The organism is Erwinia pyri, from assembly GCF_030758455.1.
GTDB lineage: Bacteria > Pseudomonadota > Gammaproteobacteria > Enterobacterales > Enterobacteriaceae > Erwinia > Erwinia pyri.
In genome coordinates this window covers 1036142-1055574 of the sequence record NZ_CP132353.1, presented here as the reverse complement: position 1 = coordinate 1055574, position 19433 = coordinate 1036142, and the positions used below count along the sequence as shown (strand labels likewise).

Genomic DNA, 19433 nt, shown 5'->3' with positions numbered 1-19433 from the left:
ATTGATACTATTTTAAAAAAGAGTAAAGGCGTAATTTATCCCATTGCGCTGACGACCATAAAAGTCCCCCACCCCATCACCACCACTAAAGCCAGCGCGCACAGGACATAGGCCGCTATCCGCCTCAAACTGTAAACACCCATGTTTACCTCCGTAAATTATTCATCTGAGGTCAAACATACTCAAATTTTCTAAATACAACTTAAACAGAGTCAATTCTGTTTACCCGACGAGGCGAAATTTTATCCCCTATTGTTTCCGATCAATTCCCTCAGGTATTACCTCCATTACTCTGCGCACAATTTCACCAGCACTATTAATTGACTTCTGCGGAGAAAAAATTTTGCCGAACAGTACATATCACATCAATAAATATAGTTCCCCTTCTGGCTCAGAGAAAAAACCTTATCAGCTGACGACTGAAGAAACAGTAGAAAAAACCGGGAGCCGACAAGCCGGGCTTAGCCAGGCAGAGGGGGCTGAACGCCTTGCCGAACATGGCCCCAACACGCTGCCACAGCACAAGGGTAAGCCAGCCTGGCTGCGCTTTCTGGCCCATTTTCATGACGTGCTGATTTATGTCCTGCTGGTGGCGGCATTACTGACGGCGGTGATGGGCCACTGGATTGATACGCTGGTGATCCTCGGCGTGGCGGTAATTAACGCGCTGATTGGTCACATTCAGGAAAGCAACGCGGAAAAATCCCTGAAGAGCATCACCACCATGCTCTCCAGCGAAGCGGTGGCGATCCGGGAGGGGAGCCATCAGACGCTGCCTGTTGCCGATCTTGTGCCGGGCGATATCGTAGTATTGCGCGCTGGCGATCGCGTACCGGCCGATCTGCGCCTTACTGAAGCCCATAATCTTCGGGTTGAGGAGGCGATCCTCACCGGCGAATCCACAGTTGTTGAGAAAAGCACGGCCGCGCTGACGGGCGATCTTCCCCTTGCCGACCGTAAGAATATGCTCTTCTCCGGCACGCTGATCAGCGCTGGCAGCGGCACTGGCGTAGTCACGGCCACAGGCGGCGATACTGAACTGGGTCACATCAATCAGATGATCGCCTCGGTCACTAAAAACCGCACGCCGCTGCTGCTGCAGATGGACAAACTCGGCAAAGGCATCTCGCTCATTATCTTTGTCATGATGATAGCGCTGTTTATCTTCAGCCTGCTGATGCGCGATATGCCGATGGGTGAGCTGCTGCTGTCGCTGATAAGCCTGGCGGTTGGGGCAGTACCGGAAGGTTTGCCGGCCATTATTTCTATCATTCTCTCGTTGGGGGTGCAGGCGCTGGCGCGTAAAGGGGCGATTATCCGTAAGCTGCCAACGGTTGAAACCCTGGGCGCCATGACCGTGGTCTGTTCCGATAAAACCGGCACGCTGACGCTGAATGAGATGACGGTAAAAGCCGTGATCACTGCCGAAGCGTGCTATCGCGTGGAAGGAGAGAGCTATGAGCCGGAAGGCAAAATTACCCTTCAGGGCAGCGACAGCCCTATAGCTGTTCAGCCAGGCAGCGTCCTTGAACGCTATCTGCGCACGCTGGATTTGTGCAACGACAGCCAGCTGACCCGTAACGATGAGAACCAATGGGTGCTGACCGGCGGTCCCACCGAAGGTGCGCTGAAAGTGCTGGCAGCCCGGGCAAAATTGCTGCCGGTGGCGGTGCGCCCGATCGACAAAATTCCTTTTGATTCACAATACAAATATATGGCAACCCGCCATGAAATCGGGCACGAGCAGCAGATATTGATCACCGGCGCGCCGGACGTGCTGTTCACAATGTGTCAGCAGCAGCAGAGCGAAGCGGGCCCGCAACCCTTTGACCGTCAGTACTGGGAAAATCACATTGTCTCGCATGCCCGTGAAGGCTTACGGATGGTAGCGGCCGCCTGGAAGCCCGCACCGTCAGACAACGCTCCTCTCACGCACGCTCACCTGCAGGAGGGGTTAATCTTTCTCGGTATCGCCGGAATGATGGATCCTCCGCGCCCGGAAGCGATTAACGCTATCAAAATCTGCCAACAGGCCGGTATCCGGGTGAAGATGATCACCGGCGACCACCAGCAGACGGCGATGAGCATTGGAAAAATGCTGGGGATAGGCGACGGCCAGCAGGCCATTACCGGTGCCGAGCTGGAAAAAATGGACGATGCAGAGCTGACGGAAGCGGCGGTGAAGTTTGATATTTTCGCCCGTACCAGCCCGGAACATAAGCTGCGCCTGGTGAAGGCCCTGCAGCAGCAAGGGGAAATTGTGGGCATGACCGGCGATGGGGTCAACGATGCGCCAGCCCTTAAGCAGGCCGACGTTGGCATCGCAATGGGCATCAAAGGCACCGAAGTGACCAAAGAAGCGGCGGATATGGTGCTGACCGATGACAACTTCGCCACCCTTGCCAGCGCGGTGAAAGAGGGACGCCGCGTCTATGACAACCTGAAGAAAACCATTCTGTTTGTGATGCCTACCAACCTGGCACAGGGTCTGCTGATTATTATTGCGCTGCTGGCGGGGAATCTTATTCCACTGACGCCAGTGCTGATCCTCTGGATGAACATGGCTACTTCCGCCACCCTCTCCTTTGGTCTGGCGTTTGAACCGGCAGAAAACAACATTATGAAGCGACCACCCCGCAACGTGGCTCAGTCGGTAATGGATGGCTTCGCCCTCTGGCGCGTGGGGTTTGTCGGCCTGTTAATCGCGGTCAGCGCCTTTGTGCTGGAAGCCTGGCTGCAGCCGCGTGGTTACAGCCCGGAGTTTATCCGCACCGTTCTGCTGCAAATGCTGGTAACGGCGCAGTGGGTCTATATGCTGAACTGCCGCCGCAGCGACGGCTTCTCTCTGGGCAGAAGCCTGCTGCGTAATAAAGGTGTCTGGCTGGTCAGCGGCGTGCTGCTGCTGCTCCAGCTGGCCATTATTTACCTGCCCTTTATGCAGATGCTGTTCGGCACCGAAGCCCTCCCGCTGCGCTACTGGGGAATAACCTTCGCCGTCGCGGCGCTGCTGTTCCTGGTTGTTGAGCTGGAAAAACCCCTCACCCGCCGTTTCCGCCGGCAGTAAGGCTCAAACCTGCCTGTCACGAGGTTGTGCCCGCGTGACAGGCTATATAGCAATAGCTTTCAGAGGAAGGGTAAGCGGCAAGGTATTTATCAACACCGGTGATAAAAAAAATTTTCATACACCTGGTGGTAAGCCCGCATTAATATAAATGCTTTCAGAGATTCTAAGCTGCATTAAAATAAATCATTTCAGATCATCTGAATTGTATTAAAATAAATGATTTCAGATCCTGTGAAGAGGGTTCACAACCTGAAATTTTATTTTTTTATTTACAGACAAATTTAGTCTAAACTTAGAACAACGCAATGCTTAGTAATGCCTGTAATCTGTTAAATAACATTAATCATAAATTTTAAAAGCATTTATTTTAAGGGGGTATTTTGGACAACGATAATTACCTTCAAAAAATTTACTTTAATCGCTCACAAGAGACTATTCATGAGTGGCTGCTGGAACCGGGAAATGATCCCAACGATAAGGATGTGGTTTTCTATCCTGAAAAACTGTTAGCGTTGACAAGTGGCATTCAGCCCGAGCTAAATCCCCATATCAGAGCGCTGTTATCCGATATTAAATCACTGACTGATAATGATCCCCTCGCCGAAGTTATGCGTGAAGAAAACTTCCACCTGACCTTCCTTGCTGTGACTCAATCCATTTATGAGAGTTATAAAGAGATCTCTGACATTACCGACCTGGCAGAACGATTTAGTCACATTATCAAGAATAGCGAGCTGAAGGTCAAAGAGCTTCAGCTCGTAGCACTCCCTAATCAGTTATTACTGGCTGGCATTCCTGACAAGGAGTCAATCAGCCTGCGACAAAGATTCTGGGATGACCTAATGAATTCTGACTGGCGGTTAAAATTGCAGGAAAGATACCCAGGCAAAGCTTTGCCCCCTGAGTTCTGGCATACAACTTTATTAAGGTATAAATCAAAAAAGCTGCCGCCGCTTATCAGAGAATATTTTCTGTCGAATTCGGACATGAGGTATGGCGAAGTTGAGGGTAAAATCAAACTTGTGCTTACTCAATATGACTGGCAAAGCCCTTTAAATATTATTTAATTTTCATGGGAATGAATTTGAAATGATGAGGTTGCATAGTGAGATCCTCATCACATAAACAGCAGCTTTAGCCAGAAAGTCCATATCTTAAGAGGCAGGCGCCCTAATTCTGCCGGCATCCGCTTAGTAAACTTGAGCAATCTTACATGCTGAATGAGCGGAGCTTAATGATGTCTCATGTAAACCAGGCCGTTACATACGATGGTGATCATCAGTCAAAAGTCAGAAGAATGAATCTTTTTGTATCCATATCCGCTGCTCTTGCCGGGCTTCTGTTTGGACTGGATATAGGTGTTATCTCAGGTGCCCTGCCTTTCATCACAGAGCATTTCCAGTTAACCAGCCATGAACAGGAATGGGTAGTCAGCAGTATGATGCTGGGCGCCGCTATTGGGGCAATCTGTAACGGTTGGGTTTCACATCGCCTGGGAAGGAAATACAGCCTTATGGCTGGGGCTATCCTCTTCATAGTAGGTTCCCTGGGCTCGGCCTTTGCAAACAGTGTCGAAGTTCTTCTGACATTCAGAGTCCTGCTCGGTCTGGCCGTGGGTATTGCCTCTTACACAGCCCCACTCTATCTCTCGGAGATGGCAACCGAGAATGTCCGTGGGCAAATGATCAGCCTTTATCAGCTGATGATCACCTTTGGTATTGTTGTGGCTTTCCTGTCAGATACGGCATTCAGTTACAGTGGCAACTGGCGGGCAATGCTGGGCGTTCTCGCTATACCCGCGGTCGTTCTTTTCGTCATGGTGATTTTCCTGCCAAACAGCCCCCGCTGGCTGGCATCGAAAGGTCTTCATGTAGAGGCGGAAGAAGTTCTGCGGATGCTGAGAGATACATCAGAGAAGGCGCGACAGGAACTGAATGAGATAAGAGAAAGCCTGCGCATGAAGCAGGGAGGGTTTGCTCTTTTCAGGCAAAACAGTAACGTGAGACGGGCCGTCTATCTCGGTATGTTGCTTCAGGGTATGCAACAGTTTACTGGTATGAACATCATCATGTATTACGCCCCTCAGATTTTCAAAATGGCTGGCTTCCAGAGCACTCAGGAGCAAATGATTGCGACCATAGTGGTTGGCCTGACATTCATGTTCGCGACTTTCATTGCGGTCTTCACCGTTGACAGAACCGGAAGAAAACCAATCCTTAAAATTGGATTCAGTGTGATGGCATTTGCCACCATGATTCTGGGTTACTGCCTGATGAAAGCGGGTCAGGGAGAGATCAGCACAGGCCTGTCATGGGTGTCGGTTGGCATGACGATGCTATGCATAGGAGGCTATGCCATGAGCGCAGCGCCTGTGGTCTGGATACTCTGCTCTGAGATACAACCTCTCAAATGCCGGGACTTTGGCATCACATGCTCAACGACGACTAACTGGGTGGCAAACATGATTATCGGTGCAACCTTCCTTTCTTTACTGGGTAGCATAGGACCAGCCGGGACATTCTGGCTCTATACAGGGTTCAACCTGGTCTTCATCGTGATAACGTTTCTTCTTGTCCCTGAAACCAAGGGAGTTACCCTTGAACACATTGAAAAGAATCTGATGTCTGGTAAGAAACTCCGGGACCTGGGGCAATAAACTTCTGTAAAAAATAAAAGCCAGAAAATAACCCCTGGCTTTTATTTTTCCATAAACCGACTCATCGAGATTTTCATTAACTTGGTACTCGGTTGGCTGACGTTTTAAGAGATCGATTAAATTCTGACGAGTCACCGGCGATTCGCCGTCAAAAAAGCGATAGGTTTTACGGCCAAAAGCAGCCGTACGCTGTTGATTGTCTGACTCTTTAAAGGGCAGCGAGATGCTGCTGGATAACTGGGCCGCAGAGAGCATCCGACAAGCGGCGTTAGACAACTGCGCTTTTACCTGCAGTTTGCTGGTTTTAGACAGATGATGGCGATTATGATTGCCCTGATCCATCAGCACCGCCTGGCGCTTATCCAGCTCAACGCAAGCAACCAGCGTTTGATAACCAGAGCGCAGATCCTGCTGCACCACAACCGCTGCTGTTTTTACCCACTGATGATTTTCAATCGCAAGCCGAATCTCATCCAGTTCTACCCGATAGCCGCGAAGTTTGATCTGATTATCTACGCGTGCAACGAAGTGCGTATTTCCGGTTTTATCTTGCCAAACCAAATCACCGGTTTTATACAAACGTTCATGGCCAGGCATCATTTTTCTGGGATTCGGCATGAATTTTTCGCAGGTGAGTTCAGGCCGCTTATAGTAGCCATTGGCAACCTGCAAACCAGAAATATAGAGTTCACCAGTTTCACCGGGCAAAACCGGCTCACCCATCTGATTCAGGACATGATATAGCGTGTTAGCCGCAGGCTTTCCGATAGCGATGGCATCAGGATAGGAAGAGACCAACGCAGGATCAAGCGTAAAACTCGACGCGTTGATGGTGCACTCGGTTGGACCATATAGATTAGTCAGCGAGACGTGCGGTAAACGCTGGAAGAACTCCTGTGCGAGATTGCGTGTCAGAATCTCACCGCCACTAAATACCTGCTGTAATGCGCAGCAGTCCGGGAAAAGTGGGTGCTCGGCCAGCGCCTGCAGCAATGTTGGTACACATTGCAACACGGTTACCCGCTCGTTCATCAGGGTGTTAATTAAGGCATCGGGATCACGGTAACAATCCTTTGCACCAATAATCACCTGACAACCCAATGCCGGTGCCAATATTTCCCATTGTGCGGCATCAAAACTGGCTGGTGTTTTATGCAAAATGCGATCGTTCTGGTCAAAACCAAACTGATTTTTAAGCCACGCTATCTGGTTAGATATATTGGCATACGTGACCATCACACCTTTCGGCTTACCTGTGCTGCCAGAGGTGTAGATCATATAGGCCAGTCGTTCCCGGCGCATGTGCGAACAGCCTGGAAGAATAGCCGCAGTAGATGCGTGAAGGTCGTCTAACGTAAGTATTGTGACCTCGGCATTGACCATCGCCGCAAGTTGCGCTTTCAAGTGTGGCTGGGTCAACACCATCTTAATGCCAGAATCCTGAATCATATAGCGCAGACGATCGACAGGGTAATCCGGTGCCAGTGGGAGATAGGCTCGCTCTGTAGCAAGGATGCTCCATGCACCGCAGATCATCTCAACCGAAGGGTCGAAATAGAGGCCGATGAATGGCAATTCTTCATCAATCAACGCATTGAGCTTCTTACTATTGCTCCAAATCCGCTGCAAAAAATGGCGATAGGTGAGTGAGTGTTGCTCATCTTTGACCGCAATCTGTTCCGGAAAATGGCGTGCATGTGTTTCAAGCATGGTGAATAAATTAAGTGAATTACTGCTTTGACTACGTTCTGAAAATTGCTCTGAGACAGCGGATGAGTGTGGGGCTTTGACATTCATGGTGATGTGACATTCCCAGCAGTTATAGTTCACACAAAAGATACTTCGAAGGATTACAAAGTCAAGTTTCTTTCTGGAAAGATATTTATTTAACAAGAATTATGCTGGAGATGTACCGTGTGGCGGAGGGTTCCGGCCTGCAGTCAGGCCGGTATCAAGATTATTTTTCGTTAGCGAGTAACCAGGTGCGCAGCAGCGATGCCAACTGCTCACGCTGCTCCTGATTAAGCGGATTAAGAATCTCATCCTCATTGGCAATATGTTCTGATATGGCTTTGTCTATCAGACATTTACCATCTTTTGTCAGTTTCAAATTACAGCTGCGACGATCTTCCTCACTGTAAATTCTTTCAACCAGATTACGCTGAACCAGCTGTTCAACCCGCGTACTCATTGCGCCTGAGGACAACATTAAAGTTTGATAGAGTTCGGTGGGCGTTGTCAGCGAATTAAAACGCCTGAGGGCGGCCAGAATATCAAACTCTGTCGCGGTCAATTGGTTGTTTTTGAAGGTCTTATCGAGTTTTTTATCTACAATCCTGCTCATCCGGCTTATGCGGCCCAGCACGCCCATGGGCGAACAGTCCAAATCGGGACGTTGTTGCAGCCACTGGACGAGTAATCTATCTACATGGTCATACTGCATGGTGTTCCTCATGAAAGAAAAAGAGACTTGAAATAAATTATAGTTGTGATTATCTTTTGATTAAGTATCTTTTATGAAAGATACTATCTTAAGAGATATATTTATCTTAACACTCTATTGCTGTTTCTCAAGGATCAACAGGACTGACCTATGCCAACACTGCCCAATGTTCACGTGCTGCCCCATTCAGACTGGCTGTCTTATTCGCATCTAAGGATGCGTGACCGTATGGCCAATCTCGCGGTATTTACGCATCATGCTAATCAGGTTATCCGCTTGTTACTCCAAAACGCAGCGCAGTTCTTACCTTACACAAATGATGCAGTTACTACACCGATTGGCGATCTCTTTGCTGGCAAAGCATTAACCCGTAGCATCTGTGGCGTATCGGTGATCAGAGCTGGCGAGAGTATGGAAGCAGAGTTCCGCTCTATGTTTCCGAATCAACCTATCGGCAAAATTCTTATCCAGCGCGATAAAGAGTCCAAACTCCCTCATTTTCCTCCGGGTATTGCAGGCATGAGCGTGATGCTCTTTGAACCAATGCTGGCCACCGGTGGATCTCTGCTGAAAGCCATCGATGTCCTGAAAGAGAGCGGCGTTGCTATTGAAAATATCATTGTGGTTAACGTTCTGGCTTCGCCATTCGGTATCCAGCGCTTAGCCGAAACATGGCCCAGTCTGACTATCATGACTTCTTCGATCGAGACAGGGATGACGGAATCAGCCTTTATGCGGCCAGGAATAGGTGATTTTGGCGATCGTTACTTTGGTACTTATCCGGGTGTTTATCATGAATAAGTTCGGGATGTTGATGAACATATCTATTACTGCATTGGCGCCAGTGATTTGGGGTAGTACCTATATCGTTACCACGCAGACATTGCCAGCGGATATGCCTTTACTGGCTTCGGTAATCAGAGCGTTGTTGGCAGGCTTCATTTTATTACTTATCTGTCGCGTGCGGCCTTATGGCATCTGGTGGCTAAAAATGGCGATATTGGGATTTCTCAATATTGGCCTCTTTTTTTACTGCCTATTTGCCGCCGCTTACTTTCTGCCTGGGGGTCTGGCATCACTGGTGATGTCGTGCCAGCCCATCATTGTGATGGTGATTGGTGCAATGGTGTTCCGACATAAGCTGAGCGTGATGCATCTTGTCTCCGCACTGGTTGGAGTAGCGGGGATCAGCCTGCTGGTGTTGAGCAGCGCTGTTCAACTCAATATTCAGGGGATAGTAATTGGGTTAACCGGCACCACCAGCATGGCGATGGGTATTCTTCTGACCAAGCACTGGGGGCGTCCTGCCAATATGTCATTGCTTGCATTTACCGGCTGGCAACTCACGCTCGGTGGTTTAATGTTATTGCCTGCTGCGCTATGGTTGGAAAAACTCCCCTCTCATCTCACGTTGACCAATATCCTCGGCTACGGCTGGTTAAGCCTCGCTGGCGGTGTTTTTGGCTATTTTGTCTGGTTCCGCGGCATAGAAAAACTGCCACCGGTGACTACCTCATTCCTTGGTTTCATGAGCTCATTATCGGCGTGTGTACTGGGCTATCTGATTCTCGGACAGACTTTTACCCATTTACAACTGGTGGGATGTTTAGCGATTGTAGCGGCCATTTATCTGGCCCGCCCGCCCCGTGAAAAGCCAATATCACATTTAGCGGCTCAGCAAAAAAGTTTGGGTCATTAACCCATTTTCATTTTTAGTCGGTTACCCTGGTTTATTAAGAGGAAACAAATGAACGCAAAACAAACCATCATTATGTTTGACCTTGACGGCACGCTTTTCGATACTGCTCAGGCAATTCCCATGACATTCAATGCAGCTTTCCGCGCATTAAATGTAAAAGAATTATCTCCGCATATTATCAAAGAAACAATTGGTTTGCCGTTAGAAAAGGCATTTTCTCTTTTGATGAAACTGCCCGTAACTGACCAGCAGATAAGTTTGGCGGTTGAAGAGTATCAGCGTCAGTTTAAAGTTATCATTCTTCCGGCAGCAAAATCGTTGTTATTTCCCAAAGTAGTTAACGGGCTTGAAACGTTGAAACGGTCAGGGTTACGCTTATCGGTGACAACAAATAAATTCTCACGTAGTGCTAATACCCTGCTCGCAGCAGCCGGCATTGCCCATTTTTTCGACATTGTCGTATGCGCGGATGAGGTACAAAAGAAGAAACCACATCCTGAGTCGGGCCAAAAAATTCTCGATTATTTTGAGGTCGAAAAATCACAGGCAGTGATGGTAGGTGATACCACTCATGACATTCTCATGGCTACTAATTTGGGATGCGAATCTATTGCCGTCACTTATGGTATTCACGATGAGAGCACGCTACGGTCTGCGTCGCCGGGCGCGTTAGCCCATGGATTTAATGAAGTGGTGTGATACTGCCAGCAATACCACCAGAAAAGATCCCCCCTTGTAAGGCTCTGTTAAGTGGTGTAGATAACGTTGAGGTTAGCATGCAAAATTTACTTTCAAATTTTATTTCAGCCTATCTTCTGGTGGGATATATGGTGACAATCTATGTCATTGTAATGTTTTTCATTAGCGGGCGGGATATATTCTATGGCGTTAAAGACAAGCCCTCAAAAAGAGATCAATTTGGCTATATTGTGGCGATGGGGTTAATTATGCCAATTTTATATTTTTTTTATTTACGTGAAATTGGTATGTTGCATTGCAAATGTCCTCCCGATAACTCACATGGCTTAGGAGAATAATACTTCAATGGCAGCACAAGCGATCGTTGGAGTTCGTCCCCCTGCACAATGCGTACTAATATAGTAATCTGCGACTCTTTTGCGCCTAAATAATGCATAATGAAATGGATAGCGCGATTTTTTAAAGCTGACCTTTTTTAAATCCGCAGCAATATCTGTGATTCGCCACACTCTTATGCATAAGGCATGGCCACCCTTGTGATCCGGGCAATAGTGACGAAACCAGTTAGTTGCTTTCGCTTACAGAACGTGACCGCAAAAGAGTGTGTTAAAATCAGGACGCTTAAGGACTTCTGCCAGGGTGGTGCTGATGATGCTTTCACTCAATAATTCATTAGAAACTGAAGCCTCAGGAGAGTTCACGCAACACATTACCTGGCTGAACTTTGGCACCGCGCTCAATAGCTGCCGACGATAGCGTTACGGATGATTTCTGCTGCAACGCGCGTACCTGGTTTGGCAACTGCGTCATTATCCAACGTACGCCGTCTTTCCTTTTGCCCTTTCTTTGTAGGCGCTCCTGGAATGATTATCCTGTCAGCACTTATACGGTCTTCTGTCCGTACAGTCAGATATAGCTCAACCAGCCCTTCCATCATCAGTCCCACCGCTTTCGGTTTTTGACTTTCTTCGAATGCCGTTGCAAGCGAGATTTGCGGGAAGCTTCCAGTTTTTACCTGTGACAGCTTATTGGTCACTGGGCTAGTATAGCGGTAGAAAAAGGTCTGGCTCCCAGAAGCGCAAGCCACACGCAAGCCTCGGGTGCAGACATCCCTTTATCCAGATACCAGGCAGTACCTTAACCTACGCCTGCAGGCAGGTTTCGGTGATTTTTATCAGACCACGTGATACTTAACGATAATAACTAAAATCACAATTCACTTTAAATTCAATGGAATAAGTAAGTCATGTCTATGATTGACAACAAAAATTTAGATTCCCACACCCCCATGATGCAGCAGTACCTATATAAACCTTTTATCTTATTGAATATATATAATAAAATGTGGAATTAAATTAAAAGTATACATATAGAATACTTTTAATTTAATAGCGACTTGGCAAAAGCAGATGGATGTTTTTTATGATAAACTTACAAAAATGATAAAAAAAGTAGAATGGTTTTTAACAATAGGACATATGGAAAAATTAAAATTACATTTTAATTTAAAAACCGCCTCTAATGAGGCGGTATTGAAATCACTTCAAGTAAAAACCGGATTCTTCGAGGGTCCTAATTTTTTTATAATCTTCCCACAATTGGTTCTTACTTTCACTCACTAAATAAATCGTTCCAGGTTGACTGAAAACGTCTTTCGTTTGACTGGCTGTAGACCCAGAATTCACATAAAGTTCAATCCGTTGAAAAGACACCAAATCTTTAGCTTTTTTTCTTATTTCATGATCGTCAAATATGCCTGTTCGAGGACATATCAAACAAACATTAAATGAGAATTTCTTTAATTTATAAGGAGGTTGACGAGCAATATCTAGAAATTTTTCAGGCTCAGTAAGCGATAATACTGTAGCTGCTAATTGTCCAAGCCCGGTGGTTTCAGAGGCAACATCTGGTCGAAGGATGCCATCACTACGTGCAGCAATTTCAACTAAATAAGGACCTTTTTTAGTAATCATAACCTCAGCATGGCTAGGTCCATTAATTATACCTAAAGCAGCACACACTCTACTTGTGTATTCAACAAGACCTTCAAATTCCTCACTATCAGAGTCAATTATTTCATCTATATCGTAAACAATATTGCCGGATTCAAGTTTCCTTTTGTGGTATTTAACAACTTCTGTTGTTACAAACTTACCATCCAGCGATACAAAATTTACTACATATTCACATCCCTCTAAAAAGTCTTGTAGCAAAACCTCATCATTTATCAGATTAAGTTTATTTTTCTTTTTAGAAACCAGCTCAAATGCTTTGCGAACTTCATTTTCATCCTTACAAATAAATACTCCATCTGAACCAGCACTCTCCAGAGGTTTTAAGACAATTGGGTATGCTCTATCTTTTAACCATGTTTTGGATTCCTGCCAATTAGAAATTTTTATCTGGTCAACAGCATTAAGACCTGCCGAACGTACTTTTTCGATCATATCATATTTATTACGGCGAGAAGAAATATTCTCTATACTATTAGTATAAGTTAACTGTAGCCTTTTATTAAGATTATCTGCAAGAGTAACACCACTCTCCGTCCCAGCAATAACGCATTCAGCTCCAAACTTACTTATAAATTCGATTGTTTTATCCATATCTTCATGAACAATCGAATCAATATATATATGATACTCAAACCCATTGTAATAGTATGAGTCAAGTTCATCACTTGAGGATATATGAATGAGTTCACAGCCTTTTTCATAAAGCCCTTTAGCTATAAATTTGCCAGAGGAAAAACCGTCAACAATTGCAATTCTTTTCATCTCACAATCCTCTCTTCTTTGCATTGAATTTATTGATGCCTAGGAAAATTAATAAAAAAGTAATTATAACAACGGAGAGTATACTTTCCCATGATATAAAAATCCTGCTATCAAAGAACTGTAATAACAATGTGAAAACAGGAAGCAAGAGAAGTAGAAGAGAAACATGAATGGGGTCAAGAATACTAATTGATTTTTGGATAAGAAAAATAGGAATAACATGACCTAAAACTGAAAGCAGAATAATAGTTAATAATAGACTCTCAGTTGTAATCAAATTAATATTATTATAACTGCAATATGCTAATGCGATTAAGAGCATTAATAAATTACGAAGACCTAAAATCTCATAGGACTTCCAGCCTTTATTACCTAAATCTTTAGAAAAAAAGGTATATAAAACAGTGCCAACTGCACTACAAACAACACTTATAATGCCTATCAATCTTTCGATATGAGAGGTGTTAACAACTCCACTTTTGCCGAAGTAAGAATTTATAAGCATAACAATAACTCCGAAAAGTATTATCCATGCAATAAATGCTTCTGTTCTATTCGGCGGAGAACTGGAGCGAATAAAGTAACGAGAAATCACTATAGTAAGAGCAGGACCACAGGCAACCGATGCTATTCCAACCACAGCAGGCTCAAGATATTTGAGAGAAAGTATTAACCCACCCCAATTTAACATGACTGCTACATTAACCTTAGTTAATAAGCGAATGTCATGAAAGCTTTTTTTAAAGTAAGATGTGCCGCTTCTAAACAAGCTGATTGAAGTGAATATCGTAGTAGCTATAATAAAACAGTATACTATAAAGACTGAAGGTTCTAATGTTTGTGTGATATTCGAAACATAAACGTCAAATGCGGCACTAATGCCGCAAAAGACTATACCGCAGACTACACCGACTGATACAGGATTTGCTTTCATTAGCCAGACCTTTCACCAAATATAAAACTACCGACTCTAACGATGGTTGCTCCATAATGCAAGGCAAGTTCGTAATCGTGACTCATTCCCATACTCAACTGTTTACTCCCAACCTTCGAAGCAAGCTCCTTCATTTGAATGAAGTAGAGGCTCACATCTTTTTCATTAGGGGGAATACACATTATCCCTTCTATGTGTATATTTTCCATATTTTTTATTTTGAAATATAAATCCTCAAACTCACTTGGCGGGACGCCACTTTTTTGTGGTTCATTACCAATATTAATTTGAATATATATCCGTTGACATTTACCTAATTCTTTTGCAGTAGCAGAGATTTTTTCAGCAACTGATAACTTATCTACAGATTGTATAACATCAAAAAACTCTACAATTTTTGATATTTTTCTGGATTGTATGCCACCAATGTAATGCAATTCAATATCTGAAAACTGTTTACGAACCTCAGACCATTTCTCGACTGCTTCCTCAAGCCTGCTCTCACCGAAAATTCTATGACCATTTTTGATCAATGGAGCAATTTTATCCATTCCATGGAATTTTGATACTGCTAGAAGTTTTGCTTGATTTGTAATCTGCGATATTTTCTCTTTGATAGTCAGATAGTTTTTAAGAACTTGCTCTGTACTTAATATCATCATTCCACCACTGTGACTTTATCTTCAGTGACATTTATTTTTATGATCGTAGTTACATCGTGCCCAGTCTCAATCTTAACTTTTTCTTTGCCATTGTTCTGAACTTTCTCAACAGCGCAGATAATTTTACAGATCTTTCCTCCTGCATTTTCTATAGCATTAACTAATGAAATAACGGCTCCTCCAGTGCTGAGAGTATCATCAATAATTAATATTTTATCTCCTTTGTCGATCCCATTTAAGTACATCTTCCCTTCAAAATACTCAGACTTTATGTTTACAACATTGGTGTTATATTCTTTAAGACTGTATGGATACCACCTAGCCATTGCCAAAGGTTTACCAGTTAAAAGAGAAAGTGCCGTTGCAAGAGGTGCACCTTTATCCTCTTCCGTAACAATTTTGTCAAATGTGCAATCGATTTCATTCATTATTTTATAAGCAACTTCAATCAGCACTTCTGGCCTCAATGCTGGAAGTTGATCTGTAAATTCATTTACCGTAGTTAATGTCTTACCAGAGTTAACAACTTTCGCATTCTCATAGATTTGCTTTAGCAACATAATTACTTTCCCTTCAGGCTATATTCTGGATAAATTCCATTCCACCGACTCTCGTATTTCCAAGCACTATCAAAAAATAGAGTCACTATGACTTTATCTTTGACCTTTAACATTAATTGCTCGCTAATCATTATGTTAGAGCCGCAAGTAGGGCCTATTCCCAACCCTTCGGTTTCAATGAAAGCTTTCATTCTTTCCCAAGCTAAATCACCATCAACAACTTTTATTTCATCTATCAAAGAAAGATCTGTATTATCAGATAAAACACCGGCACCCAACCCCATTAAGTTATGAGGTTCATGCTTAAATTCGATTCCATTTCTTTTTGAAAAAACTGGAGCCGACTTATTAACTTCAATACCAATTGTTTTCAAGTTTGGATAATTATCTTTTAATACTTTTGCTATCCCTGAAAACGTTCCACCAGTGCCTATAGAACATACAAAATAATCAGGTATTAACTCTTTACTATTTAAATCCCTTACGATTTCATGACCACATTCAAACCAAGCTTCCATATTGAGGACACTACTAGCTTGGTTTAAATAGAAAGCATTCTTATTTTGTTCAGTGTATTCTTTTGCAGCAAGCACCGAACCATTCAAAAAAGTTTCTTTGGATGTCTCAACAAGTTCCGCACCGTATTTTTTGATCTGTGCAATCCTTTCTTCAGTCATTCCTTCAGGCATGAAGATTTTTATTTTATAACCCTTTTCCCTCCCTATCCACGCTAAGGCAGCCCCACCATTTCCGGTTGAACAGTCCACCAGTGTCATGCCAGGTTTGATTTTACCCTCTTCTTCCAGCGAATTTATTATGTGCAAAAAGGTTCTATCTTTGTGACTACCTGTAGGGTTTTGAAACTCACATTTTGCAAATAACTTATTACTGTTAACCTCAAGTGCAGAGAGTTGAACAAGTTTAGTATTACCTACTTGATCCAGTTCCATCTTTACCTCTGATATTAATTAGCGAACTTATCATTCTGTGTGAAAACATAAAAATTTCACTTGAAGAAATACTATGTACAGCATAATGATGCAAGGTAAACTAATGTAATTTCATCAAAAAAAATTGTTAAAATTTGTTTTTTTGCAAAGAAAATTAAACAAAACGTTTTAAATCAATGACTTATATAAACAACTATGTGACGGTCACTACATGAACATTACAAAATCATTAATGAATGAGGACTATTTATTCTTTTTATCATCGATCGCGGGGTACGAAAACATCAGTATTTATTGGAACTTTCATGAAGGTACATGTGACACACTCTCTTTAATAAATGCTCTTACTAAACTGCCTATCAATGAGAAAATAATGGCTCGATTTTTCCTATCAATATGGAGCGGAAAAAATTTTGGCTTCGATTTGTTTAAAGATATATCTTGCTTATCTTATGACGATATCGGCACGATTATTGACTGGATGTCTAAACCCTATCTTTTTGAGAATATTATTTGATTGATATTTAGATTAATAGAATTACATCTTATGATATGCCATCTAAATTTTATGGAATTGGCATAATTGATTGCTAAATTTTAAATACAAGACAACCTGAAGCAAAATAACTTTTACATCATTACTATTAATTAGAAATAGAGTACTTAAAGTAAAAGATCTATAGTTTATAGCACCTCCTAATAAATTATTATTGGCTGAAATTCTTGACAGTAACTCAGCCCACCTGAGAAAAATATTTTGGGATGATCTTATGAGTTCTGACTGGCAGTCAAAGTTACAGGATAGATACCCTGGTAATGCCCTGCCCCTAACTTCTGGCATACAATTATATTGAGTTATAAGCCTAAGAAGTTGCCACCACTCGTTAGAGAATATTTCTTCTCACACTCAGAAAAAACATGGTGTAATTGAAGGTAAAATCAAACTTGTGCTGGCTCGATATGACTGGGACAAGCCATTAAATATTATTTAGTTGAAAAAATATTATGATGATGAGGATCGGTAGAGAGATCCTCATCACACAAACTACAGCTATAGCAATAAAGTCCATATCTGGAGAGACAGTTGCCCTAATCCTGCCTGAACCCCCTGAGTAAGCTTGAGCACTATTACATGCTGTATGAGCGGAGCTTAATGATGTCTCATGTAAATCAGAGAGTCACATACGATAGTGACCATCAATCAAAAGTTAGAAGAATGAATCTCTTTGTATCCATTTCTGCTGCTCTCGCAGGGCTTCTTTTTGGACTGGATATAGGGGTAATCTCAGGTGTCCTGCCTTTCATCACAAAACATTTTCAGTTAACCAGTCATGAACAGGAATGGGTTGTCAGCAGTATGATGCTGGGAGCCGCGATTGGAGCGATCTGCAATGGCTGGGTTTCGCATCGTCTGGGAAGAAAATACAGCCTTATGGCTGGAGCCATCTTCTTCATCGCAGGTTCACTTGGTTCTGCTTTCGCAAACAGTGTCGAAGGTTTTCTTACATTCAGGGTTCTGCTCGGGCTGGCCGTTGGTATTGCTTCCTACACAGCCCCACTCTATCTGTCAGAGATGGCGACAGAGAATGTGCGCGGAAAAATGATCAGCCTTTATCAGCTCATGATCACTTTTGGAATTGTTGTAGCTTTTCTGTCGGATACAGCATTCATTTACAGTGGCAACTGGCGGGCAATGCTTGGAGTTCTCGCTATACCAGCGATTATTCTTTTCGTTATGGTGATATTCCTGCCTAACAGCCCCCGCTGGCTGGCTTCTAAAGGTTTGCATGTAGAGGCGGAAGAAGTACTCAGAATGCTCAGAGATACATCTGAGAAAGCACGACAGGAGCTGAATGAGATAAGGGAAAGCCTTCGTATGAAGCAGGGAGGGTTTGCTCTTTTCAGGAAAAACAGCAATGTGAGACGAGCCGTCTATCTTGGTATGTTGCTACAGGGTATGCAACAGTTTACTGGTATGAACATTATCATGTATTACGCTCCTCAGATTTTTAGAATGGCTGGTTACCAGAGCACTCAGGAGCAGATGATTGCGACCATTGTCGTGGGTCTGACCTTCATGTTTGCTACCTTTATTGCAGTTTTCACCGTTGATAAGACGGGAAGGAAGCCAATCCTGAAGATAGGATTCAGTGTAATGGCCTTCGCCACAATGGTTCTGGGCTACTGTCTGATGAAATCGGGTCAGGGAGATATCAGCACGGGTCTGTCATGGGTGTCAGTGGGTATCAGTGGGTATGACGATGTTATGCATCGGTGGTTATGCTATGAGTGCTGCTCCTGTGGTGTGGATATTGTGTTCTGAAATACAGCCCCTAAAATGCCGGGACTTTGGGATTACCTGTTCAACCACGACGAACTGGGTTGCAAACATGATTATCGGTGCGACCTTCCTTTCACTTCTAGGTAGCATAGGTCAGGCTGGGACATTCTGGCTCTATACGGGATTCAATCTGGTCTTCATCGTGATAACTTTTCTGCTCGTCCCTGAAACTAAAGGGGTTACTCTTGAGCATATTGAAAAAATCTGATGTCTGGTAAGAAGCTTCGCGATCTGGGCCAGTAAGTTTAAACCTAATAAAAGCCAGGAATGAATGACTGGCTTTTATTTTTTCCAAAATATAATTTTTTGAAAATTTACAATCTTTTTCTAAAATCATCACACTCACCATTTTCAGGATTCAATATACTACTTACCTTATCCTTTTCTTCCTTAACTCTTCTCCTAACCAACATATCCTCAAGGGTATTATCAAAATTAGAATCAAGCAATTCTTCTATGATCCAATGCTCAACCCCGCCATTTTTTTCGGTATAATAACTTGATAAATCGAAGTTATTTATTATGAAAAGTGCTTTTTCAGCAAAGCTAATTTCGAAATTGTTCCAAAATAACTCAATCACTATATTTCCACCTGGAAAGTCTAAGAAGTTGTCACTTATCCCCCTATCACTTAACAATTTTTATGTA

General features: G+C 43.6%; 15 protein-coding genes and 2 pseudogenes. 8 read left to right on the top strand and 9 right to left on the bottom strand.

The window, feature by feature from the left end; translation table 11 throughout:
* The first annotated feature begins 343 nt into the window (after nt 1–343).
* The 3 genes from Q3V30_RS04925 (at nt 344) to Q3V30_RS04915 (ending at nt 5720) form a co-directional block, all read left to right on the top strand.
* On the top strand, nt 344–3064 hold the full coding sequence (locus Q3V30_RS04925; protein ID WP_306211027.1) for a cation-transporting P-type ATPase: 2721 nt from the start codon (nt 344–346) through the stop codon (nt 3062–3064).
* A gap of 380 nt (nt 3065–3444) precedes the next feature.
* The gene (locus Q3V30_RS04920) at nt 3445–4131 is read left to right on the top strand and encodes a hypothetical protein (RefSeq protein WP_306211025.1); all 687 of its coding nucleotides are present in this window, start codon (nt 3445–3447) and stop codon (nt 4129–4131) included.
* 170 nt (nt 4132–4301) lie between these two features.
* Nucleotides 4302–5720, top strand: coding sequence for a sugar porter family MFS transporter (locus Q3V30_RS04915; protein ID WP_306213082.1), 1419 nt, complete (start codon nt 4302–4304; stop codon nt 5718–5720).
* Nucleotides 5721–6152: 432 nt separating this feature from the next.
* Here Q3V30_RS04915 and Q3V30_RS04910 read toward each other — a convergent pair.
* Together Q3V30_RS04910 and Q3V30_RS04905 are read right to left on the bottom strand one after the other, a co-directional pair.
* Nucleotides 6153–7430, bottom strand: a pseudogene (locus tag Q3V30_RS04910) (amino acid adenylation domain-containing protein); the annotation flags it as partial.
* 247 nt (nt 7431–7677) lie between these two features.
* Nucleotides 7678–8091, bottom strand: coding sequence for a MarR family winged helix-turn-helix transcriptional regulator (locus Q3V30_RS04905; protein ID WP_306211023.1), 414 nt, complete (start codon nt 8089–8091; stop codon nt 7678–7680).
* A 222-nt stretch (nt 8092–8313) separates the two neighbouring features.
* On the opposite strand from Q3V30_RS04905, the gene upp reads away from it, so the two are divergent.
* The 4 genes from upp to Q3V30_RS04885 are packed head-to-tail and all read left to right on the top strand — an operon-like array spanning nt 8314 to nt 10899.
* Nucleotides 8314–8964: a uracil phosphoribosyltransferase gene (gene upp, locus Q3V30_RS04900; RefSeq protein WP_306211021.1), complete on the top strand. Its 651-nt coding sequence runs from the start codon at nt 8314–8316 to the stop codon at nt 8962–8964.
* On the top strand, nt 8957–9862 hold the full coding sequence (locus Q3V30_RS04895; RefSeq protein WP_306211019.1) for an EamA family transporter: 906 nt from the start codon (nt 8957–8959) through the stop codon (nt 9860–9862). Before upp ends, Q3V30_RS04895 begins: the two co-directional genes overlap by 8 nt.
* A gap of 48 nt (nt 9863–9910) precedes the next feature.
* Nucleotides 9911–10561, top strand: a complete 651-nt coding sequence (locus Q3V30_RS04890) for an HAD family hydrolase (RefSeq protein ID WP_306211017.1) — start codon at nt 9911–9913, stop codon at nt 10559–10561.
* Nucleotides 10558–10899: a hypothetical protein gene (locus Q3V30_RS04885; RefSeq protein ID WP_306211016.1), complete on the top strand. Its 342-nt coding sequence runs from the start codon at nt 10558–10560 to the stop codon at nt 10897–10899. The genes Q3V30_RS04890 and Q3V30_RS04885 overlap by 4 nt, the downstream gene beginning before the upstream one ends.
* Before the next feature lie 398 nt (nt 10900–11297).
* Here Q3V30_RS04885 and Q3V30_RS04880 read toward each other — a convergent pair whose 3' ends face one another.
* From Q3V30_RS04880 to Q3V30_RS04855, 6 genes are all read right to left on the bottom strand, one after another.
* Nucleotides 11298–11648 (bottom strand): hypothetical protein, encoded by a 351-nt coding sequence (locus tag Q3V30_RS04880; RefSeq protein ID WP_306211014.1) that lies wholly within the window; start codon nt 11646–11648, stop codon nt 11298–11300.
* A 451-nt stretch (nt 11649–12099) separates the two neighbouring features.
* Nucleotides 12100–13338: an ATP-grasp domain-containing protein gene (locus Q3V30_RS04875; RefSeq protein WP_306211012.1), complete on the bottom strand. Its 1239-nt coding sequence runs from the start codon at nt 13336–13338 to the stop codon at nt 12100–12102.
* Nucleotide 13339: 1 nt separating this feature from the next.
* Nucleotides 13340–14272: an EamA family transporter gene (locus tag Q3V30_RS04870; RefSeq protein ID WP_306211010.1), complete on the bottom strand. Its 933-nt coding sequence runs from the start codon at nt 14270–14272 to the stop codon at nt 13340–13342.
* On the bottom strand, nt 14272–14934 hold the full coding sequence (locus Q3V30_RS04865; protein WP_306211008.1) for a YggS family pyridoxal phosphate-dependent enzyme: 663 nt from the start codon (nt 14932–14934) through the stop codon (nt 14272–14274). Before Q3V30_RS04865 ends, Q3V30_RS04870 begins: the two co-directional genes overlap by 1 nt.
* Complete coding sequence (locus Q3V30_RS04860) at nt 14931–15497, bottom strand: phosphoribosyltransferase family protein (RefSeq protein WP_306213080.1); 567 nt, start codon at nt 15495–15497, stop codon at nt 14931–14933. The genes Q3V30_RS04865 and Q3V30_RS04860 overlap by 4 nt, the downstream gene beginning before the upstream one ends.
* Nucleotides 15497–16444, bottom strand: a complete 948-nt coding sequence (locus Q3V30_RS04855; protein WP_306211006.1) for a cysteine synthase family protein — start codon at nt 16442–16444, stop codon at nt 15497–15499. Before Q3V30_RS04855 ends, Q3V30_RS04860 begins: the two co-directional genes overlap by 1 nt.
* 1156 nt (nt 16445–17600) lie before the next feature.
* Here Q3V30_RS04855 and Q3V30_RS04850 point away from each other — a divergent pair.
* Nucleotides 17601–19028: pseudogene (locus tag Q3V30_RS04850) on the top strand (sugar porter family MFS transporter).
* 71 nt (nt 19029–19099) lie between these two features.
* Here the strand turns inward: Q3V30_RS04850 and Q3V30_RS04845 are convergent.
* Nucleotides 19100–19366: a hypothetical protein gene (locus Q3V30_RS04845; RefSeq protein ID WP_306211004.1), complete on the bottom strand. Its 267-nt coding sequence runs from the start codon at nt 19364–19366 to the stop codon at nt 19100–19102.
* Nucleotides 19367–19433: the final 67 nt, after the last annotated feature.